21 protein-coding genes are annotated in these 20,502 nt (G+C 72.9%); 13 read left to right on the forward strand and 8 right to left on the reverse strand.

All coding sequences use genetic code 11. The features are described from left to right. The first annotated feature begins 49 nt into the window (after window positions 1–49). From pstC to phoB, 5 genes are all read left to right on the forward strand, one after another. The gene (gene pstC / locus ABIC30_RS22425) at window positions 50–1,027 is read left to right on the forward strand and encodes a phosphate ABC transporter permease subunit PstC (RefSeq protein ID WP_026605081.1); all 978 of its coding nucleotides are present in this window, start codon (window positions 50–52) and stop codon (window positions 1,025–1,027) included. A 12-nt stretch (window positions 1,028–1,039) separates the two neighbouring features. Then, window positions 1,040–1,930 carry a phosphate ABC transporter permease PstA gene (gene pstA / locus ABIC30_RS22430; protein ID WP_354456103.1) on the forward strand — a complete coding sequence of 297 codons (891 nt, stop codon included), beginning with the start codon at window positions 1,040–1,042 and terminating at the stop codon, window positions 1,928–1,930. Window positions 1,931–1,952: 22 nt separating this feature from the next. Continuing rightward, the gene (gene pstB / locus ABIC30_RS22435) at window positions 1,953–2,768 is read left to right on the forward strand and encodes a phosphate ABC transporter ATP-binding protein PstB (protein ID WP_020094141.1); all 816 of its coding nucleotides are present in this window, start codon (window positions 1,953–1,955) and stop codon (window positions 2,766–2,768) included. A gap of 109 nt (window positions 2,769–2,877) precedes the next feature. After that, complete coding sequence (gene phoU, locus ABIC30_RS22440; RefSeq protein WP_020094142.1) at window positions 2,878–3,597, forward strand: phosphate signaling complex protein PhoU; 720 nt, start codon at window positions 2,878–2,880, stop codon at window positions 3,595–3,597. Between the two features lie 122 nt (window positions 3,598–3,719). After that, window positions 3,720–4,415, forward strand: a complete 696-nt coding sequence (gene phoB / locus ABIC30_RS22445) for a phosphate regulon transcriptional regulator PhoB (RefSeq protein ID WP_042671704.1) — start codon at window positions 3,720–3,722, stop codon at window positions 4,413–4,415. 179 nt (window positions 4,416–4,594) lie between these two features. On the opposite strand, the gene ABIC30_RS22450 is transcribed toward phoB, so the two are convergent. Together ABIC30_RS22450 and ABIC30_RS22455 are read right to left on the reverse strand one after the other, a co-directional pair. Continuing rightward, window positions 4,595–6,751 carry a protein-disulfide reductase DsbD family protein gene (locus ABIC30_RS22450; protein WP_020094144.1) on the reverse strand — a complete coding sequence of 719 codons (2,157 nt, stop codon included), beginning with the start codon at window positions 6,749–6,751 and terminating at the stop codon, window positions 4,595–4,597. 137 nt (window positions 6,752–6,888) lie between these two features. After that, entirely contained in the window at window positions 6,889–8,727 is a 1,839-nt protein-coding gene (locus tag ABIC30_RS22455; protein WP_020094145.1) for an aminopeptidase P family protein, read from the reverse strand. A 138-nt stretch (window positions 8,728–8,865) separates the two neighbouring features. On the opposite strand from ABIC30_RS22455, the gene ABIC30_RS22460 reads away from it, so the two are divergent. Further along, on the forward strand, window positions 8,866–9,111 hold the full coding sequence (locus tag ABIC30_RS22460) for a hypothetical protein (protein ID WP_020094146.1): 246 nt from the start codon (window positions 8,866–8,868) through the stop codon (window positions 9,109–9,111). Here the strand turns inward: ABIC30_RS22460 and rmf are convergent, their stop codons facing one another. Together rmf and ABIC30_RS22470 are read right to left on the reverse strand one after the other, a co-directional pair. After that, complete coding sequence (gene rmf / locus ABIC30_RS22465) at window positions 9,112–9,300, reverse strand: ribosome modulation factor (RefSeq protein WP_020094147.1); 189 nt, start codon at window positions 9,298–9,300, stop codon at window positions 9,112–9,114. A 50-nt stretch (window positions 9,301–9,350) separates the two neighbouring features. Beyond that, on the reverse strand, window positions 9,351–10,271 hold the full coding sequence (locus ABIC30_RS22470; RefSeq protein WP_020094148.1) for a 50S ribosomal protein L11 methyltransferase: 921 nt from the start codon (window positions 10,269–10,271) through the stop codon (window positions 9,351–9,353). Between the two features lie 291 nt (window positions 10,272–10,562). Between ABIC30_RS22470 and ABIC30_RS22475 the strand changes: the two genes are divergently transcribed. The 4 genes from ABIC30_RS22475 to modB all read left to right on the forward strand — a co-directional run bounded on the left by ABIC30_RS22475 (window position 10,563) and on the right by modB (window position 12,692). Then, entirely contained in the window at window positions 10,563–10,706 is a 144-nt protein-coding gene (locus ABIC30_RS22475; protein WP_020094149.1) for a hypothetical protein, read from the forward strand. Between the two features lie 213 nt (window positions 10,707–10,919). Further along, on the forward strand, window positions 10,920–11,060 hold the full coding sequence (locus ABIC30_RS22480; protein ID WP_234082796.1) for a hypothetical protein: 141 nt from the start codon (window positions 10,920–10,922) through the stop codon (window positions 11,058–11,060). Between the two features lie 108 nt (window positions 11,061–11,168). Beyond that, window positions 11,169–11,984, forward strand: a complete 816-nt coding sequence (modA, locus tag ABIC30_RS22485; protein WP_020094151.1) for a molybdate ABC transporter substrate-binding protein — start codon at window positions 11,169–11,171, stop codon at window positions 11,982–11,984. A 15-nt stretch (window positions 11,985–11,999) separates the two neighbouring features. Next, window positions 12,000–12,692, forward strand: coding sequence for a molybdate ABC transporter permease subunit (modB, locus tag ABIC30_RS22490; protein WP_020094152.1), 693 nt, complete (start codon window positions 12,000–12,002; stop codon window positions 12,690–12,692). A gap of 30 nt (window positions 12,693–12,722) precedes the next feature. Here the strand turns inward: modB and ABIC30_RS22495 are convergent, their stop codons facing one another. Further along, on the reverse strand, window positions 12,723–13,379 hold the full coding sequence (locus ABIC30_RS22495) for a glutathione S-transferase (RefSeq protein WP_331327330.1): 657 nt from the start codon (window positions 13,377–13,379) through the stop codon (window positions 12,723–12,725). 62 nt (window positions 13,380–13,441) lie between these two features. On the opposite strand from ABIC30_RS22495, the gene modC reads away from it, so the two are divergent. From modC to ABIC30_RS22510, 3 genes are all read left to right on the forward strand, one after another. Then, on the forward strand, window positions 13,442–14,545 hold the full coding sequence (gene modC, locus ABIC30_RS22500) for a molybdenum ABC transporter ATP-binding protein (RefSeq protein WP_020094154.1): 1,104 nt from the start codon (window positions 13,442–13,444) through the stop codon (window positions 14,543–14,545). Between the two features lie 178 nt (window positions 14,546–14,723). Beyond that, window positions 14,724–15,164, forward strand: a complete 441-nt coding sequence (locus ABIC30_RS22505) for a TadE family protein (protein ID WP_234082799.1) — start codon at window positions 14,724–14,726, stop codon at window positions 15,162–15,164. Then, on the forward strand, window positions 15,161–16,798 hold the full coding sequence (locus ABIC30_RS22510; protein ID WP_091927085.1) for a TadG family pilus assembly protein: 1,638 nt from the start codon (window positions 15,161–15,163) through the stop codon (window positions 16,796–16,798). The genes ABIC30_RS22505 and ABIC30_RS22510 overlap by 4 nt, the downstream gene beginning before the upstream one ends. 49 nt (window positions 16,799–16,847) lie before the next feature. On the opposite strand, the gene ABIC30_RS22515 is transcribed toward ABIC30_RS22510, so the two are convergent. The 3 genes from ABIC30_RS22515 to ABIC30_RS22525 all read right to left on the reverse strand — a co-directional run bounded on the left by ABIC30_RS22515 (window position 16,848) and on the right by ABIC30_RS22525 (window position 20,343). After that, window positions 16,848–17,438 carry a PAS domain-containing protein gene (locus ABIC30_RS22515; protein ID WP_331327329.1) on the reverse strand — a complete coding sequence of 197 codons (591 nt, stop codon included), beginning with the start codon at window positions 17,436–17,438 and terminating at the stop codon, window positions 16,848–16,850. A gap of 470 nt (window positions 17,439–17,908) precedes the next feature. After that, window positions 17,909–19,069, reverse strand: a complete 1,161-nt coding sequence (locus tag ABIC30_RS22520; RefSeq protein WP_056534002.1) for a M20 aminoacylase family protein — start codon at window positions 19,067–19,069, stop codon at window positions 17,909–17,911. Continuing rightward, on the reverse strand, window positions 19,066–20,343 hold the full coding sequence (locus ABIC30_RS22525; protein ID WP_020094159.1) for a GNAT family N-acetyltransferase: 1,278 nt from the start codon (window positions 20,341–20,343) through the stop codon (window positions 19,066–19,068). The genes ABIC30_RS22520 and ABIC30_RS22525 overlap by 4 nt, the downstream gene beginning before the upstream one ends. Between the last annotated feature and the right edge of the window lie 159 nt (window positions 20,344–20,502).

Here is a 20,502-nt window from a genome sequence, read left to right on the forward strand (position 1 = left end):
TTCCGGGAACGCACCGCGCTACCACGCCCCCCTTCGCAGAGAACCGCGGATGCCCGCTTTGACCGAATCGATCGCCCTCGGCCGAACCCGTTCCGCGACCGCGCGGAAGGCGCCGAGCCGGAGCCTCGACACGCTGTTCCGGACCTGCTCGTACGGCGCGGCCCTGCTGGTGCTGCTCGTGCTCGCCGGCATCCTCGGCTCGATCCTGTACGGCGGCTGGCCCGCCTTCCGCGAGTTCGGCTTCGGCTTCCTGACCTCCAGCGCCTGGAACGTCGGGACCGAGCAGTACGGCGCCCTGGTCGCGGTGATTGGGACCGTCGCCTCCGCCTTCCTGGCCCTGCTGATCGGCGTGCCCGTCTCGCTGGGCATCGCGGTCTACCTCACCCAGCTCTGCCCGGGCTGGGCCCGCAAGCCGGTCGCCATGACGATCGAGCTGCTCGCGGCCGTGCCGAGCATCATCTACGGCATGTGGGGCCTGTTCGTGTTCGCGCCGCTCCTCGCGCGCTACGTCCAGATCCCGGTCTCGAACCTCGTGGAGGGCATGCCGATCGTCGGCACGCTGTTCTACGCCCGGGTGCCGTCGGGCGTCGGCGTGTTCACCGCCGGGATCATCCTGGCGATCATGATCGTGCCGTTCATCGCCTCGATCGCCCGCGACATGCTCGACCAGATCCCGACCGTGCTGCGCGAGAGCGCCTACGGGATCGGCTGCACCACCTGGGAGGTCGTGCGCCACGTGCTGGTGCCGCAGGCGGCCGTCTCGATCATCGGCGCGATCATGCTCGGCCTCGGCCGGGCGCTCGGCGAGACGATGGCGGTGACCTTCGTGGTCGGCAACGCCAACCGGCTCTCGGCCTCGATCTTCGACCCCAGCTCGACCATCGCGTCGCGCATCGCCAACGAATTCAACGAGGCGGACGGCCTCCAGCTGAACGCGCTGATGGCTCTGGGCTGCATCCTGTTCGTGATCACCTTCGTGGTGCTCATCATCGCCCGGCTGCTGACGCGCCGCGTCCAGGCCGCCTGAGGAGCACGCGCGATGGTTTCCTCCAGCACGATCGCCGCCACCGCCCAGCGCCGCCCCGGCCGGGTCCGCCAGGGGCGCCGCGTCGCCGACCGGACCCTGCGCGTCGCCTGCGCCGCCGCGACGGTGGTCGGCGCCCTGGTTCTCGGCTCGATCCTGGTGATGCTGATCGTCCAGGGCGTGCGCGGCTTCACGCCGACCCTGTTCACCAACCCGACCCCGGGCCCGGGCTCCGAGGGCGGCGGCATCGCCAACGCTATCCTGGGCAGCCTCGTTCTGACCGGGATCGGCATCCTGATCGCCACGCCGGTCGGCGTCATGGCCGGGACCTTCCTGGCCGAGTACGGGCGCGGCTCGAAGCTGGCCGCCCTGATCCGCTTCCTCAACGACGTCCTGCTCTCGGCGCCGTCGATCCTGATCGGCCTGTTCGTCTACACGCTGATGGTGCGGCCGATGGGCACCTACTCGGGCTGGGCCGGCGGCGTGGCGCTGGCGATCATCGCCGTGCCGGTGATCGTGCGCACCACCGAGGACATGCTGCGCCTCGTGCCCGGCACCCTGCGGGAGGCCGGCGCGGCGCTCGGCGCGCCGCCCTCGACGGTGATCATGAGCGTGACCTGGCGGGCGGCCTCGGCCGGCATCGTCACCGGCATCATCCTGGCCCTCGCCCGCATCGCCGGCGAGACCGCGCCGCTGCTGTTCACCGCGCTCAACAACAATTCCTGGTTCTCGGCCAACCTGATGGGCGGCGTCGCGAACCTGCCGGTGATGATCTACCAGTTCGCCCTCTCGCCCTACCCGAACTGGCAGGGCCTGGCCTGGGCGGGCGCGCTCCTGATCACCACCACCATCCTGGCGCTGTCGATCATCGCGCGCCTCGTGATCAAGCCGCAGGCCTCGCGCTGAGCCCCCTTTCGAGGACACGACGATGAACGCCGCCTCCGCGATCCCCACGGTCGAGCTGAACCGCAACCGCGCCGAAGAGGGCGGCCCCGTGCGGATCGCCGTCAAGGACCTGAACTTCTACTACGGCAGCTTCCACGGGCTGAAGGACGTCAACCTCAACTTCCACGACCGGCAGGTGACGGCGCTGATCGGCCCCTCGGGCTGCGGCAAGTCCACCCTGCTGCGCTGCTTCAACCGGATCTACAGCCTCTACCCGGAGCAGCGCGCGGAGGGCGAGATCCTGCTCGACGGCGAGAACATCCTCAGCCCCTCCGTCGACCTGAACGAGCTGCGCTCGCGCATCGGCATGGTGTTCCAGAAGCCGACGCCGTTCCCGATGTCGATCTACGACAACGTGGCCTTCGGCCTGCGCCTCTACGAGAAGCTGCCGAAATCCGAGCTCGACGGCCGGATCGAGGAATCCCTGCGCAAGGCCGCCCTCTGGGACGAGGTGAAGGACAAGCTCCGGCAGCCCGGGACCGGCCTGTCGGGCGGCCAGCAGCAGCGCCTGTGCATCGCCCGGACGGTGGCGCAGAAGCCGGAGGTGATCCTGTTCGACGAGCCGACCTCGGCCCTCGACCCGATCTCGACCGGCCGCATCGAGGAGCTGATCGAGCAGCTGCGCGACGAGTTCACCATCGTGATCGTCACGCACAACATGCAGCAGGCGGCGCGCATCTCGCAGTTCACCGCCTTCATGTATCTGGGGCAGCTCGTCGAGTTCGGTCCGACCAACCGGATGTTCATGAACCCGACGGAACGCCGCACGCAGGACTACATCACCGGCCGCTTCGGCTAGTCTGCCGGGCCGCTCCGGTCCCGGGACCGCCGCTCGCGTCTCCGGCGCGCCGGCGGGTCCCGCAAGCCTCCCGGAGGGCCGTCCCCGGGACCCCATCGAAGGATCCGCCATGCCCGGCCATATCGTCACCTCCTACGACACCGACCTGGAGAACCTGCGTCGCTCGATCTCGGAGATGGGCGGCGTCGCCGAGAAGATGACCGCGGAGGCGACCGACGCCCTCGTGCGCCGGGACGACACGCTCGCCCAGGCGGTGATCCTCGCCGACAAGCGCCTCGACGCGCTGCAGCGGGACATCGAGGAGCGCGCCGTGCTGCTGATCGCCCGGCGCCAGCCCCTGGCGATCGACCTGCGCGAGACCATCTCGGCGATCCGCGTCTCCGGCGATCTGGAGCGGATCGGCGACCTCGCCAAGAACGTCGCCAAGCGCGTGGTGGCGATCTCCGACCAGGCGCCGGCCCAGAAGATCGTGCTCGGCGTGCGCCACATGAGCGACCTCGCCGAGGGTCAGCTCAAGGACGTGCTCGACGCCTACGGGAGCCGCGACGTCCAGGCGGCCCACGACGTCTGGGAGCGCGACGGCGAGATCGACGCCCTGTACAATTCCCTGTTCCGCGAGCTCCTGACCTACATGATGGAGGATCCGCGCAACATCTCGTTCTGCACGCATCTCCTGTTCTGCGCGAAGAACGTCGAGCGCATCGGCGACCACACCACCAACATCGCCGAGACGATCCACTACCTCGCCACGGGCGAGACGCTGGCGGGTGACCGGCCGAAGAACGACGCGTCGAACTACGCGACCGTGGACGGCGTGCAGGCGCCGTGAGGCGCCGACCCCGGCGCCTTCCTGTGGGCGCGGCCGGGGTCACTCTCCGTGCGGGTTGAGGCGGGGCGGCGCCTCCTGCACCATCCGGGGACCGCCCGCAGAACGAGTCTTCGAACGTGAGCATGCAAGTCCTGATCGTCGAGGACGAGGAGGCCCTGAGCACGCTGCTCCGCTACAACCTGGAGGCCGAGGGCTTCCTGGTGGATTCGGCGGCGCGCGGCGACGACGCCGAGCTGCTCCTGGCGGAGCGGATCCCGGACCTCGTCCTGCTCGACTGGATGCTGCCCGGCCTCTCGGGGATCGAGCTGTGCCGCCGGATCCGGGCGCGCCGGGAGACCGAGCGCCTGCCGGTGATTATGCTCACCGCCCGGGGCGAGGAGGGCGACCGCGTCCGCGGTCTCGGCACGGGCGCCGACGACTACATCGTCAAGCCGTTCTCGGTCCCGGAGCTGCTCGCCCGGATCCGCGCGCTCCTGCGCCGGGCCAAGCCCGCCCACGTCTCGGACCGGCTAGCGGCCGGCGACCTGGAACTCGACCGCACCGGCCACCGCGTCCGCCGCGGCGGCGAGGAGCTGCATCTGGGCCCCACGGAGTTCCGGCTCCTGGAATTCCTGATGCTGGCGCCGGGCCGGGTCTTCTCCCGCGAGCAGCTCCTCGACGGGGTGTGGGGCCACGACGTCTACATCGACGAGCGTACCGTCGACGTCCATGTCGGGCGGCTGCGCAAGGCGCTGAACGGCCCGCGCCAGACCGACCCGATCCGTACGGTCCGGGGCTCGGGCTACGCCTTCGACGAGACCTTCTCGCTGGAGGCCTGAGGCGGCCTCACTGGCCGTCCGGATAGGACTTCGCTCCGGCGCACCGTCATCGCGAGCGCAGCGAAGCGACCCAGGGCGGCGGGACGCCGATGCGCGCGGCGCTGCTGGGTTGCTTCGCTCCGCTCGCAAAGACGGTGGGACGGGCCCGCGAAGATCCGCGCGTCCCGGTCTCCAGGGATTCAGCGCGCCAGCGCCGCGCTCCGGCCCGAGGCGGCCGGCACCGCCTCCAGCGCCGCCAGGACCGTCCCCTCGGTGAGGATCTGCGGCAGCACCTGGGGCTCTCCCGTCCCGGTATAGAGCAGGTAGAGCGGGACGCCGCTGCGCCCGTGCTTCTCCAGGAGGCGGGTAATCTCGGGGTTCTGGTTGGTCCAGTCGCCCTTCATGTAGGTCACGCCGCGCTCGGCCATCGCGGCCCGCACGGCCTTGGTGTTGAGCGAGGTCGCCTCGTTGACCGCGCAGGTGATGCACCACGCGGCGGTCATGTCCACGAAGACGGGGCGGTGCGCGTCGACCAGGGCGTCGAGGCGCGCCTGCGTGAACGGCTCGATCCCGTCGGCGGCGGCCTGCGCGGCCGGCGCGGCGCGGTCCCGGGGCAGGGTGACGGCGAGGGCCCCGACGGCGATCAGCGCCAGCGCGGCGGCGGCCTGCGCGACCCGGCCGGCCCGCGGCGGGGCGGCGCGGCCGTGCTCCCAGGCCCAGGCGGCGAAGCCCACGAGGACGAGGCCGATCAGCGCCGCCAGCAGCCCGCGCGGGTCGACCTGCTGCGCCAGCACCCAGATCAGCCACGCCACGGTGGCGTAGACCGGGAAGGCCAGCACCTGCTTGAGGGTCTCCATCCAGGCGCCCGGCCGCGGCAGCGCCCGCAGGGCCGGCGGCCAGAGGGTCAGGAGCAGGAAGGGCAGGGCGAGGCCGAGGCCGAGGCTCGCGAAGACGGCGAGCGCCACGCCGGCGCTCTGGGTCAGCGCGAAGCCCACCGCCGAGCCCATGAACGGCGCCGTGCAGGGCGTCGCCACCAGGGTCGCGAGCACGCCGGTGAAGAACGAGCCGCTCAGGCCGCCGCGCCGGGTGAGGCCGTCGCCGAGGCCGGCGAGCCGGCCTCCGACATGGACCGCGCCCGAGAGGCTCAGGCCCATCGCGAACAGCAGGTAGGCGAGCCCCGCCACGATGGCGGGCGACTGGAGCTGGAACCCCCAGCCGATCGCGGCCCCGCCGCTCTTCAGGCCGATCAGCGCGGCGGCGAGCGCCAGGAAGCTCGCCAGGACGCCGGCCGTGTAGGCGAGGCCGTGGAGCCGCAGCCGAGCCGGCCCCTCGCCCGCGTGCCGCACGAGGCCGAGCACCTTGATCGACAGGACCGGGAAGACGCAGGGCATCAGATTGAGGATCAGGCCGCCGAGGAAGGCGAAGGCCGCGGCGGTCGCCAGCGTCAGCGCGTCGAAGTCGGCGGCGGCCGGCGCGGTCGCGGGCGGCGCGGTCGCGGCCGGCGCCGCGGCGGCCGGGAGGACCGGCTCGTCGCCGTACGCGAAGGCGAGCCGGCGGGTCCCGGCGGCGTCGACCGCCTCGACCGTCAGGACGCCGGGCAGCGCGGCGGGCACCGGGTCGGTCGGGCTGCTCCGGGCGAGGGTCAGGTGCAGGCCGGTCCCGTCGACGCTCATCACCTGCGCGGCGGCGTTGTCGATCGCCGTCTCGGCGTAGGGGAAGTACGCGGCGTTCCGGACCGCCTCGGGCTTGAGGCCGGCCGCGACGAAATCGAGGCGCAGGGTGTCGCCCTGGCTCGACAGGCTCAGGGGCCAGAGCGCCGGCACGGGGAGCGCGGCGCGGGCGCGCGCGAACAGCGCGGCGTTGGCCGGGTCCGGCTCGGCCTTGCCGACCGGCAGGGTCAGGGCGAGATCGGCCGAGCCGGGCACGCACTCGGTCTCGCAGACGAGGTAAGTCAGCTTGGCCTGGATCCGCACCGGGTCGGCCGGGTCGAGGCTCGGCGGCGGCGTCACCGGGACGAGGAGCGTGACCTCACCCTCGTAGCCGTAGTTCATGAGAGTCGCGATCGGGATGCGCTCCGGCGCCGGCCAGCGGATCGCGCTCGCGTTGAAGCCGGCCGGCAGAGTCCAGGTCACCTCCGGGGGCAAGCCGGAATCGCCCGGGTTGCGCCAGTAGACGTGCCAGCCGGGCTTGACCTGCATCCGCACCGCCAGCGTGAAGGGCTGCGCGCCGGCGACGGCGGCGGGCTCGGCCACGAGGCTCGCGCGCACGAGGTCCGCGGGCGTGCGGAACCCCTGTGCCGCGGCGGCCGAGAGGCTCGCGGCGACGGCCAGGATCAGGAGGGCGAGGCGGCGGATCATGCTGTCCCTTCGCGCGCGGGGCGGTCGCGGTTTCACGCGCGGCGTGTCGGGCTCGGCGCGGGCGTTTCCATGGCGTCCGGTCTTACCATGGCGTCGGGTCTTACCACGGACCGCGTTCGGGATCCCCTGCGGCCGGCTCACTCCTCGAGCGGCGCCGTCGCCCGCTCGAGCCAGTCGCGCGTCGCGGTGTCGAGCCCGGGCGCCAGGGTCTCGCGGACCCTCGCATGATAGGCGTCGATCCAGGCCCGCTCCCCGGGTTCGAGCAGGTCCGGCCGGATCAGCCGGCGGTCGTAGGGAGCGAGCGTCAGCGTCTCGAAGCCGAGCATCGGGCGCTCCCCGCCCGCGATCGCGCGGGCCTCGACCAGGACGAGGTTCTCGATCCGGATGCCGTAGGCGCCGCGGGCGTAGTAGCCCGGCTCGTTCGACAGGATCATGCCGGGCTCGAGCGCCACCGTGCCGGTCTTGGCGATCCGCTGCGGCCCCTCGTGCACCGACAGGAAGGCGCCGACGCCGTGACCGGTGCCGTGGTCGAAGTCGAGGCCCGCCTGCCAGAGCGGTGCCCGCGCGAAGGCGTCGATCTGGGCGCCGGTCGTGCCGACCGGGAACACCGCCCGGGCGATGGCGACGTGCCCCTTCAGCACCCGCGTGAACCGGTCGCGCATCTCCGGGCTCGGCGCGCCGACCGCGACCGTCCGGGTGATGTCGGTAGTGCCGTCCGGGTACTGCGCTCCCGAATCGATCAGGAACAGCTCGCCCGACTGGACCGCCCGGTCCGTGGCGCGGCTCACCCGGTAGTGGACGATCGCGCCGTTCGGTCCGGAACCCGAGATCGTGGGGAACGAGACCTCGCGCAGGTCGCCGCCGGCGGCCCGGAAATCTTCTAGGGCCTCGACGGCGGCGATCTCGGTGAGGCCGCCGGCCACGGCCGCACCGTCGAGCCAGGCGAGGAAGCGCGCGACGCTCGCCCCGTCCCGGACATGGGCGGCGCGGGCGCCCGCGATCTCGGCGGCGTTCTTGACCGCCTTCATGCCGGTTATCGGGTCCTTGCCGACATCGGCCGTGCCGCCGGCGGCCTCGATCTTCTCCTTCAGGGCGACGGCGCCGGTCGCGGCGTCGAGGCGGACGCGCACGCCCGCCAGGGATGCCAGCCCGTCGTCCAGGTCCGCTCGCGGCAGGATCTCGGCGATCGGCGCGAGCTCCGCCCGCAGGGCCGGATCGATGTTCGGAGAGACGAGGTACAGCCGGGCCCGTCCCTCGCGCGGCAGGATGGCGTAACCCAGCGCCAGGGGCGTGTGGGCGACGTCGGACCCGCGCAGGTTGAAGGCCCAGGCCAGGTTGTGCGGGTCGGAGATCACCAGGGCATCGCAGCCGCCCTCGGCGAGCGCCGCCCGGATTCGGCCGAGCTTGTCGGCGGCCCCCTCGCCGCACAGCGCGTCGGGATGGACCACCACCGGACCGGCCGGCGACCGCGGCCGACCGGCCCAGACCGCGTCGACGAGGTTCGGCACCGCCCGCACGGTCCCGCCGGCGCGGGTCACGGCCCGCTCGAGGCGCGCCAGACCGTCCGGGGTGTGCAGCCAGGGATCGTAGCCGAGCACCTGATCCCGCCGCAGGTTGGCCCCGACCCAGGCCTCCGGCGTCGATTCGGCGAGCGGCACCACCGTGACGAGGCCGGTATCGACCTGCTCGGGCGCCTGCAGGGTGTAGCGCCCGTCGACGACCAGCGCCGCGGACTCCATCAGGATCACGGCCGTGCCGGCCGAGCCGGTAAAGCCCGTGAGCCAGGCCAGCCGCTCGGCGTCGGCGGGAACGTATTCCGACTGGTGCTCGTCGGCCCGCGGCACGACGAAGCCGTCGAGCCCGGTCTCGCGCAAGGCGGCCCGCAGCGCCTCGATCCGCTCGGCACCCTTCCGGTGGCTCGGGTCGTCGAAGCTCTGGAAGCGTTGACGCTGTCGGGACGGACGGGTCTCGGTCATGCGGCGAGCCTAGCGCCCGCCGCTCCCGCGTCGCAACACCCTGTTGTCATGAGAAAGAGGTTGGTCGGAGGTCGGTTGCGGTGCTTAAAGATCGTTAGCAATCTTATCACGCCGCGGATTCTCGCTTATTACTCAGACATGCCACGCCGCGTTTACTACCGGATCAGCGACAGACCCGACGGCCGCTTCGACGCCGTCGTGACGATCGAGCCCGACACGGTCGTCCGCCGCGACGGCTTCGATTCGCTCGCCGAACTCGAAGAGTGGATCGACGGCCTGCGCACGCTGATGGCGGCGCTCGGCGCGCCGGTGTCGCAGGCGGACGCACCGGGGTCGCCGGCCGAGACCGCGGGCGCGCCGGACCGGCTGCGCACCGCGCGCTGATCAGCCGTTCGTGATCGGCAGGTCCGGCGCCCGGTCCGCGGGTGCCCCATCGTAGCCCTCGAGCCAGGCCCGGCGCGCGGGCGAGTCGGCCGGATAGGGGCAGGCATCCTTGGGCCGCCCCTGCGCCCGGGCGCGGGCGCCCTCGGCGATGGGGTCCGCGGGCGGATCGTGGAGCGACGTCTGGCTCATGGCCGGACAACACGCCGGCGCGCGGGGAGTTCGGGGCGATGCCGCGCGGGTCAGCGCCGCGGACGCTGCGCCGCACCGCCGCGCGTCAGGACCAGGGCGACCCACCCCTCGATCACGCCGCGCCGCACGAGGGAGAAGCCCTGGAGACGGTAGGCGGAGAGCACGCCCGGCACGTCGCGCTCGATCAGGCCGGACAGGACCAACACACCCTCGGTGGCGACGACCCGCGCCAGGGTCGGCGCCAGGAGCCTGAGTGGCCGGGCCAGGATGTTGGCGAAGACGAGATCGAAGTGGCGCGGCCGGTCGGCGAGGCGGTGGCGGACCCCGGGCCCCTCGTAGAGCTTGAGGTAGGGGCCGAGCCCGTTGGCGCGGGCGTTCTCGCGGGCCGTGCGCACGGCCTCCGCGTCGAGGTCGCCGGCCACCACGGGCTGCCGCAGGGCCTTGGCGGCCGCGAAGGCGAGGATCCCGGTTCCCGTGCCGACATCGAGGACGTGGACCGGGCGCCGGCGCTTGAGTTCCGAGACCAGGGCGCGGAGGCAGCCCAGCGTCGTTCCGTGATGCCCGGTCCCGAAGGCGAGGGCGGCCTCGATCTCGATGGCCAGATCGTTGCCCCGGACGGAGGCGCGGTCGTGCGAGCCGTGGACGAGGAACCGGCCCGCCCGGACCGGCTTCAGGCCCTCCAGCGACGCGCGCACCCAGTCCTGCTGGTCGATCGTGCGGAACTCCGCCGCGTCGGCCGCGTCGCCGATGACTGGGCGGATCAACTCGCGGACGTAATCCTCGTCGGGGGCGTCCGCGAAGTAGGCCTCAAGCCGCCACGTGCGCCCGTCCTCGTCCTCGAAGGCCGCCACCGCGGTCTCCGTGGGATCGAACATCTCTCCGAGGAGGTCGGTCATCGCGCGGGCCGAGCGTTCGTCGGTCAGCAGACGCAGGACGTGGGACGGGCGATGGGGCGGCAGGCCTTCGAGCATGGTGCCCGGCTGTAACGCCGGGGCGCGCCGCAGCCCAGGGGCTGGCGCGAAAAAATCCGGGCCCGGCAAGGGTGGGGCCGCGGGGCAGGGCGGCGGAGCGGACCGGCGGCCCCGCCCGTTGTTGCCGGACGGTCACAAGCGCCAATACTTATCTTCTGCGCGACTTAAACCAGTGTCCACAGCCATCGCGTGTGCTTAAACAATCTCGGCTTACCCAAGGCCGGACCCTCAACTCGGGCGCGCCGCACTTCCCGGAGCGGCGCGCCTGTTTTGACAGACGATCGTGCTGCCATGACCGCGCCTCTCCTCATCAGCGTCGCCTTCGCGGCCGTGACCGCGGGCGCCGCCACGCTCTGGGCCTTGCTGGTCGCGAACGGCATGAACGGCATGCCGGAGGCGCGCCCGACCGAGCGGCACGACATCCGGACCTGGTGACGGCGCGACACCGATTCGCGCGAGCGGGCGCCCAGGAATGAGGCAGGTTGTTCGCGCGTTAACCAAATGATGTACGGCAGCTGCGGAACTGGCCGACTTGCGCGGCGTTTTTGCCGGCTTTTTACGTGAATCACGATTGAGCAGGGTGCGTACAGCGTGACCAAGTCCCGGCTTTCCGGCCCCCGCGGGCCCGTGGTCGTCAACGGTGCGGCCGTGCCTGCCCGACCACGCGAGCGGATCTTCGGCGGTCCCGCACCGGACGGGCCGCTCCCGGGCCATCTCCTCGTCCTGCTGAGCCGCCTCCACCGGGCCGAGGCCGAGCCCAAGGACCGGCCGGAGGCCAAGCTCGGCTGACGCGCGGTCACCCGGGTCGGCCGGGCCTTGGCCGACCGCCCGCGCGCGCCTATGATCCCCGTCGTTCCCCGCCGTATATAGCGGGTCGCGACCGGAGAGATCTGCGTGATGCCCCTGACTCGACGGATCCTGGTCGCCTGCGCGCTCGCGGCGCTGGTCCTCGCGCCGACCGACAGAGCCGCGCGGGCGGACGAGCCGGTCGTCGTGTTCGCGGCCGCGAGCCTCAAGAACGCCCTCGACGACGCCGCGGCAGCCTGGACGAAGGCGACCGGCAAGACCGCGCGGATCTCCTACGCCGGCTCGAACGCCCTCGCGAAGCAGATCGAGGCGGGGGCGCCGGCAGACCTGTTCATCTCGGCCGACCTCGCGTGGATGGATTACGTCGACCGGGCCGGGCTGCTGAAGGCCGGCTCGCGGATCGACCTCTTGCGCAACGCCCTGGTGCTGATCGCCCCGGGGCCGAAGGACAGCGCGGCGGATCCGCAGGTGGCCCTGGCGCCGAACCTCGGCACCACGCTGACGCGGATCCTCGGCGGCGGCCGGCTGGCGATGGCGACGATCGACGCCGTTCCCGCCGGCAAGTACGGCAAGGCCGCCCTGGAGAAGCTCGGCGCCTGGGACGCCGTGAAGGGGCAGGTCGCCCAGGCCGAGAACGTGCGCGCCGCCCTCCTGCTGGTCGCCCGGGGCGAGGCGCCGCTCGGCATCGTCTACGCCACCGACGCGGCCGCGGACCCGAGCGTCCACGTTGTGGCGACCTTCCCGGCCGACAGCCACCCGCCGATCGTCTATCCGGCGGCGGTGACCCGGGAGTCGCGCAACCCGGATGCCGGGACGCTGCTCGGCTACCTGCGCGGCCCGGAGGCCCGGGGCTCCTTCGAGCGCCAGGGCTTCACGGTGGTCGCGCAGCCCGGCGCCAGCCAGTAGCGGCGCGCCGCCCCCTTGCTCGGGCTCACGCCGGACGAGTGGACCGCCGTCGGCCTGAGCCTGCGGGTGGCGACGGTGGCGACGCTCGCGAGCCTCGTGCCCGGGCTCGCCGTGGCGTGGCTGCTGGCGCGGCGCCGGTTTCCCGGTCGCGCCCTGCTGGACGGGCTGGTCCACCTGCCGCTGATCCTGCCCCCGGTCGTGACCGGCTACCTGCTGCTGCTGGCCTTCGGCCGGCGCGGCCCGCTCGGCGCGCCCCTCGCCGAGATCGGCGTGGTCTTCTCCTTCCGCTGGACCGGGGCGGCGCTGGCCTGCGCGGTGATGGGCTTCCCGCTCATGGTGCGGGCGATGCGGCTGTCGATCGAGGCCGTGGACCGGCGCCTGGAGCAGGCGGCCGGGACGCTGGGCGCGAACCCCTTCGCGGTGTTCCTGACGATCACGCTGCCGCTCAGCCTGCCCGGGTGCCTCGCGGGCGCCGTGCTGGCCTTCGCCAAGGCGATGGGGGAGTTCGGCGCGACCATCACGTTCGTCTCGAACATCCCGGGCGAGACCCAGACGCTGCCGTCGGCGATCTACACGCTGACGCAGGTTCCGGGCGGGGAGGGGCCGGCCCTGCGACTCACCCTGATCTCGATCGCGCTGTCGGTCGCGGCCCTGCTGGTGTCGGAATTCCTGGCGCGGCGGGCCGGTCGGCGCCTGGGGGCGGGCTGAATGGCGACCGATCCGGGGCGGGACGCCCGCTCAGGCATACGCGTAGGGCCCGCCCTGCTGCAGGGCCCTCTGGTAGGCCGGACGGGCGTGGATGCGCGCGAGCCAGTCCGCGACGCGCGGGCCCGCGCCCGTGCCGCGCGCCGCGAAGGCCTCCAGCGGGAAGCTCATCAGGATGTCGGCCGCGGTGAAATCGGCGCCGCAGAAATACGGGCGGCCGGCGAGTTCCGTCTCCCAGAAGGCCGCGTGCCGGCGCAGGTCCGGATCGACGAAGCCCCGCAGCACCGTGTCGGCGATCCGCCGGACGAGGGGCCGCAGCGGCCAGGGACTGCCCGGCGCCAGCCGCCCGAAGACCAGCTTCAGCAGCAGCGGCGGCATCGCCGAGCCCTCGGCGTAGTGCGACCAGTAGATGTAGCGCCGCCGCTCCTCCGTCCCGGGCCCGGGCACCAGCCGCGCGCCGGCCAGATCCGTCAGGTAAGCGACGATCGCGCCGGTCTCGGCGACCACCGTCCCGCCGTCGGTGATCACCGGCGCCTTGCCCAGCGGGTGGACGGCCAGGAGTTCAGGGGGCGCGCGCAGGGTCCGCGGATCGCGGGCGTGGCAGATCACGCGGTAGGGCAGCTCCAGTTCCTCCAGCAGCCAGAGCACGCGCTGCGAGCGGCTGTTCTCGAGGTGGTGGACCGTGATCATCGCGGGCAAGTCCGGGCCGGCGCCGGGACGCGCCGGGGCTCCTGTTACGCGAGTCTGTCCGCGTGAGCATCCAGGTCGACGTTCAGCTCCGGCGCGGCGCCTTCGCGCTCGCTGCCGCCTTCGAGGCCGGGCCGGGGCTGACCGCCCTGTTCGGGCGCTCGGGCTCGGGGAAGACCACGCTGATCGACCTGATCGCCGGCCTCGCGCGGCCGGACCGGGGCCGGATCGTCGTCGGCGGCACCCCGTGGGTCGACACCGCGTCCGGCCTGGTGCTGCCGTCGCACCGGCGCCACGTCGGCGTGGTGTTCCAGGACGCGCGGCTGTTCCCGCATCTCAGCGTCCGGACCAATCTCGGCTACGGCCGGGTCTTCGCGCGGCGCCGCGCCGACCCGGCGGCCTTCGCGGCCGTGACCGACATGCTCGGCATCGACCATCTCCTCGACCGGCGGCCGGCCGGTCTCTCGGGCGGCGAGCGCCAGCGGGTGGCGATCGGCCGAGCGCTGCTGGCGAGGCCGCGCCTGCTGCTGATGGACGAGCCCCTCGCGGCCCTGGACGAGGCCCGCAAGGCCGAGATCCTTCCCTACATCGAGCGCCTGCGCGACGAGGCCGGCGTGCCGATCCTCTACGTCAGCCACGCCGTCTCCGAGGTGGCCCGGCTCGCCAACACGGTGATCGTGCTGGAGGCCGGGCGGGTGGCCGCCGCCGGCCCCGCGGAGACGATCCTGCGCCGCGCCGATCTCGTGCCGATCCACGAGGCCGAGGCCGGCGCGCTCCTCGACATGGTCGTCGAGGCCCTCGACGCCGCCACCGGGCTCACGCGCCTGACGGGCGCCGCCGGGAGCCTGCTGGTGCCGGGCCTGTCGCGCCCGGCCGGGACGCGGCTGCGGGTGCGCATCCCCGCCCGCGACGTGCTCGTCGCCACCGAGCCTCCCCGCGGCCTCAGCGCCCGCAACGTGCTGGCCGGCCGGATCTGCGGCCTGACGGCCGCGGGCGCCGAGACGGCGGTGGAGATCGACTGCAACGGCGCCCGTCTTGTGGCGCGCGTGACCGGCGCGGCCGTCCGCGAACTCGGCCTCGCCCCGGGGCGCGAGGTCCACGCCATCGTCAAGAGCGCGTCCTTCGATCCGGCGGGGATCGGCCTGCTGCGGCCTCCGCGGGCGATCTGAGACCGCGATGCGGCTCGGCGCGACGAGCCGGTCGAGCCCGGGAGGCACACCCGGGACGCGAACCACTCGCTTTGGTTGTAAAATTGAGCATTAAAACAACCATTAGTTAGAACATCGCCGCCACGATGGATCGTGCAGTGGTCGTGCTGCGCGAGTCGCGGAGGGCGATGCGATGGGCATGCGGCGCTTGCGCCGGCGGAGCGCGCCGAACGGGTGGACCTGCCGGCGCGGCAGTTCCGCGGTGGAGTTCGCCCTCGTGGCGCCCGTGCTGTTCCTGCTCTTCGCCGGGATCGCGGTGTTCGGGATCTGCCTCGGCGCCGCCCACAACCTCCGCCAGATCGCCGCCGAGGCGGCCCGCGCCTCCGTGGCCGGCGTCACGGATGCCGAGCGCGCGAATCTCGCCCAGTCCATGGTGAACCGGAGCCTGAGCGCCGGCGCGATGTTCCGGCCGGGCAGCATCGTCGTGCAGGTCGGGCCGGATCCCAGCGACGCGACGGTGTACACGGTCACCGTCACCCTCGACGCCAACACGCTCGGCATCAACGCCTTCGCGCGCCTGCTGCCGATGCTCCCGACCGTGCTGCGCAGCACCGTCAGCGTCCGGAAGGGCGGCCTGTGATCGGCCGGGGCGGGCGCCTGCGCCGCTTCGGGGCCGCGCGCGGCGGCAACGTCGCGATCCTGGTGGCGCTCGGCAGCGCGATGCTGATGGGGGCGGGCGCGGTCGGGATCGATCTCGGCCTGGTCTTCCAGGCGCGGCGCAAGGCGCAGGGGGCGGTGGACATCGCCGCCATGCTGGCGGCCGTCGATCCGAGCCAGGCCGACACGGTCGCCCGCCGCTCCCTCGGCGACAACGGCTACGGCGCGGCGACCGCCACGGTCGCGCCCGGCAGCTACGACGCGAGCACCAAGGGCGTCGCCCCGGGCGGCCGGTTCAGCGCCGGCGGCAGCCCGGCGAACGCGGTGCGGGTCGGACTCGCGACCTCGGTCCCGGTGACCTTCGGCCGGGCGATCGGCCTGCCCGCCGCGGTGCCGCTGCGGGTGACCGGCACCGCCGCGAGCGCGCAATTCGCCGCCTTCACGATCGGGTCCGGCACGCTGAAGCTCGACGGCGGCATCGCCAACGCCCTGCTCGGCGCGCTGCTCGGCGCCAAGCTGTCGCTCAGCGTCAGCGACTACGATGCCCTGGCCAGCGCCCGCGTCGACGGGCTGCGCGTCCTCGACGCCCTCGGGGCGAGCCTCAACATGCAGGCCGCGAACTACACCGACATCGTTCAGGCGAATGCCAGCGTCGGTCAGATGCTGATGGCGCTCCGGGTCGCCGCGGCGGACAACGGCAGCGCGGTGTCGGCCCTGTCGGGGATCCTCAACGCCCTGCCGAATGCCGGAAACCTCGTCGCGATCGGCCAGGTGGACGGGCTCGGCGACGCCGCCGCGCTGGCGCCGCCGCGGGGCTTCGCCGGCCCCTCGCTCAACGTGCTGAACCTGCTGGGCGCGGCCGCCTCCCTGGCGAACGGCCAGAATCAGGTGGCGATCGATCTCGGAGCCACGGTGCCCGGCCTGCTCTCGACCCGCCTGACCCTGGCGATCGGAGAGCGCAAGCGCAGCTCCGGCTGGGTCCGGCCGGGCAGCCGGAACGCCACCGTGCAGACGGCGCAGACCCGGCTGCTGATCGAGACCACCGTCACGGCGCTCGGGCTCGGAACCATCACCCTGCCGGTCTACGCGGAGGTGGCACCGGCGCAGGCGACCCTGCGGTCGCTCAGCTGCGCCGGGTCCGGCGGACGCAAGGTCACCCTCGACGCGCAGACGGGACTGGCGACGCTGGCGATCGCGCAGGTGCCGCGCACCGCGATCAACGGGGGCAGCGCGAGCCCCGACCTGTCGCAGCCCGCGCCCCTGGTCACGGTGCTCGGGATCACCGTCTCCGGGCGCGCCCTGGCGACGCTCGGCACCGGGTCGCAGACCCTCGTGTTCTCGGACGCGGACATCGCCAACCACACGGTGCGCACGGTCGCCTCGGGCAACCTGACCCAGTCGCTCACCGGCAGCCTGCTGCGCAATCTCGTGCTGAGCGTCGGCGACGTCGGCGTGCCGCCGCTGATCCAGTCGACCCTGACGACCGCCCTGGGCACCGTGACGCCGGGTGTCGACCTCGTGCTCGACACCGTCCTGCGCAGCCTCGGCCTGCGTCTGGGCTACGCCGACCTTGAGGTCGACGGAACCCTCTGCAACCAGGCCGTGCTGGTGCAGTGAGCCGGGCCGGACGGCCCGGCAGAGCCCCGACAGGACGCGGCAGCCCCGCTCAGTGGCCGCCGCGGCGCGCACCGGTCGTGGAGGCCTTGGCGATGCGCCGTCCGAGGTGCAGCAGCAGCATGTCGATCAGGAGTTGAAGCTCGGAATCCGCCACCCCCTCCAGGGCGTCGCGGCATTCGAGAGCGCGGTCGACCGCCTGGGTGAGCGCGTCCGCGGGCTCGGGCATCGCGCACGTCGCCGACGGCTCGTCGGTCACGTCGATGATGACACCGTGCCCGAGGCGCCGGTTCGAGGCGCCCGGCGGGATCCGGCCGCGATCGAGGATCCGGCGGACCTGCCCCGAGGGCGACAGCGTCCGGTACTCGGCCACGAACAGGCCGCCGCGCTCGCGCAGAGCCTTGAACTGCCGCACCACGGCCGGCCGATCCTCGGGATGGACGCAGGCCTTGGCGACCGAGAGCGGGAGGGGGCGCCCGGCGAGCCCGGCATCCCCGGCCAGCACCTCGGCGGCGCCGGCATCGAGGACGCACCGCTCGGCGCGCGGCGACCACGACCACGCGCCGATGATCCCGGAGGCGTCGAGGGCGGCCGAGAGGTCGACCGGCCGAGGGCGGGGGCCCTGGATTGCGTCGGCCATCATGGGCGAACTCCGGTTTCAGCGCGCACCGTGCCCGCCTTCGTCGGAGACATACAACCGCTGATGGAATTAATGAGCAGTTAACTCAACTCGATAGCCCGTGAAGCATCAACGGCATTCCCCTGCGCGGACGGCGGAATCCCGATCGTCGGGCCGCCGGGCCGCGCCGATCGGGGCCGGGATCGACCCGCTCAGGTTGCAATCGCGGTCGCGCCTCAGCCGAGCTGCGTGAGCAGCGTGAAGGCGCCGAAAATCAGGACCGCCCCCACCGAGGCGGCGAGCAGGATGAGCGCCGCGCGCGATTCCCGCATCTCCGGTGACATGGCGCCCTCCCTTCGCGGCCCGCGTTGGCTCGCGGGCGAGTTCCGTCAGGATTCGCACCGGCCGGCCGCGCTGTCGACGGCCGGACGGGCTCGCGCGGCGACATCGCCCGCCATCCGGAAAGTCCCGGAGGGCGGGGACGGCGCCCGGCGTCAGGCCGCGGTGCGGCGCTCGACCATCCGCGCCAGGAAGGCGCTGCCGATCGGGATGATCGAGTCGTCGAAGTTGTAGCCGGCATTGTGCAGGCCGGGCCCCGGATTGGCGCCGAGCCAGACATAGGCGCCGGGGACCGCCATGGTCATGTCGGCGAAGTCCTCGCTGCCCATCTTGGGCACGACGTTCGACTCGACCTTGTCGGCGCCCAGGAGCTCGGTGGCGACCTCCGTGGCGGCGGCCGCCTGCGCGGGGGCGTTCTCCAGGACGGAGAACACGTCCTGCAGGTCGACCGTGACCTCGGCGCCGTAGGCGGCGCCGAAGCCGGCCGCCAGCTCGCGCATGCGGGTTCCGGCGAGCGCCCGGATCTCCTTGTCGAACGTGCGGATCGTGCCGGCGAGATGGGCCGTCTCGGGGATCACGTTGTAGGCGGAGCCCGCCTCGATTCGGGTGATCGACAGGACGATGGACTTCAGCGGGTCGGCGTTGCGCGACACGATCGACTGGAGCGCCTGGGCGAGGCCGGTGGCGATGATGATCGGGTCGACGCCCCGGTGCGGCTGGGCGGCGTGGATGCCCTTGCCGCGGATGTGGATGTCGAAGAAGTCCGCCGCCGCCATGATCGGCCCCGGCCGGAGCTTGATCATGCCGTGGCCGCCGCCGGGCTGGTTGTGCAGGCCGTAGATCTCGTCGCAGGGGAAGCGCTCGAACAGGCCGTCCTTCAGCATGGCCCGGGCGCCGCCACGGCCCTCCTCGGCCGGCTGGAACACGAACACCGCGGTGCCGTCGAAATCGCGGGTCTCGGCGAGGTAGCGCGCCGCGCCGACCAGCATGGTCGTGTGCCCGTCATGGCCGCAGGCGTGCATCTTGCCCGCGTAGGTCGAGCGGTAGGGGAGGTTGGTCTCCTCCTCGATGGGCAGGGCGTCCATGTCGGCGCGCAGGCCGATGCGCTTGCCGTTGTCGGTGCGGCCCTTGAGCAGGCCCACCACCCCGGTGCCGCCGACGCCGCGATGCACCTCGCAGCCGAACGTCTCGAGGAGGTCGGCCACGATGCCGGCGGTGCGCACCTCCTCGAAGCCGAGCTCCGGATGGGCGTGCAGGTCGCGGCGCAGGGCCGTCAGCTCGTCGGCGTAGGTCTTGATGCGGTCGATCGGGCTCATGACTCGGAACTCTCGGGGGGGGAGGTGTTGGGGGACGAGGCGTCGGGGGGCGTCGCGCAGGCGTCGCCCGCGTCCGCGCGCCGGAACGGCGTCAGCGTGTCGAGGACGTCGACCGCCTCGGCGACGTGGGCGCGCTCCCGCTGCAAGTAATCGGCCACCGCGCGGCGCAGCGCCGGGTCGGCGATGTCGTGGGCCGAGTGCATCAGGACCGGCCGGTAGCCGCGGGCGAGCTTGTGCTCGCCCTGGGCACCCGCCTCGACCCGCTTCAGGCCCCGGGCGATCGCGAAGTCGATCGCCTGATAGTAGCAGATCTCGAAATGCAGGAAGGGGTGGTCCTCGATGCAGCCCCAGTTGCGCCCGTAGAGTGCGGTGTCGCCGATGAGGTTGATCGCCCCCGCGATGTAGGCGTCCCCGCGCTTCGCCATCACGAGGAGCACCCGGTCGGCCATGCGCTCGGACAGGAGCGAGAAGAACCGGCGGTTGAGGTAGGGCCGCCCCCACTTCCGCGAGCCCGTGTCCATGTAGAAGGCGTAGAACGCGTCCCAGTGGGCCTCGGTGATGGCCGCGCCGGTCAGGTGCTCCACGGTGATGCCCGGCGCCAGGGCGTCGCGGCGCTCCTTGCGGATGGTCTTGCGCTTGCGCGAGGCGAGGGCGGACAGGAAGTCGTCGAAGGTCGCGTAGCCGTCGTTCTGCCAGTGGAACTGCTGGTCGGTGCGCTGCAGGAAGCCGGCCGCGCCGGCCCGCTCCCACTCCGGCTCGCGCATGAAGGTGACGTGGATCGAGGAGGCCTTGGTCTCGCCCCGCAGGGCCCGCAGGCCCGCGACGAGGCCGGCCGTGGCCTCGTCGGGATCGGCCCCCGGGGCGATCAGGAAGCGCGGCCCGGTCACCGGCGTGAACGGCACGCTGACCTGGAGCTTGGGGTAGTAGGCGCCGCCGGCCCGCTCGTAGGCGTCGGCCCAGCCGTGGTCGAAGACGTACTCGCCCTGGCTGTGCGATTTCAGGTAGCAGGGCGCGACGCCGAGGCGGACGCCGTCGCGCTCGACCGAGACGTGGAGCGGCAGCCAGCCGGTCCTGCGCGAGACGCAGCCCGAATCCTCCAGCGCCGACAGGAAAGCGTGCGACAGGAAGGGGTTGTGGGTCTCGTCGCCCGCCGCCAGGGTCTCGGGCGAGAAGGCGCAGGCATCCCATTCCGCCGCGCCGATCTCCTTCAATCCGGGAAGCGCCCGCACGGTCAGTGCGGCGGTCTCCGGCGTCGGCCCGGGTGCTTGCTTCATGGGCCGGACTCTAGCCCCTGACCGGCCGGGGGCAAGCGGGCGGATGCGCGCGGCGACCATGGCAGCGTTGTCAGACGGCTGCCGACGTCACCCGCCCCGCGCTTTCGCGCGGCCTCCAGGACGGCGCGCGGCGACGCGCGCGCGCTCCGAACCGGACGG

This window comes from Methylobacterium sp. 1030 (assembly GCF_040544715.1).
In the GTDB taxonomy this organism is placed as follows: Bacteria; Pseudomonadota; Alphaproteobacteria; order Rhizobiales; family Beijerinckiaceae; genus Methylobacterium.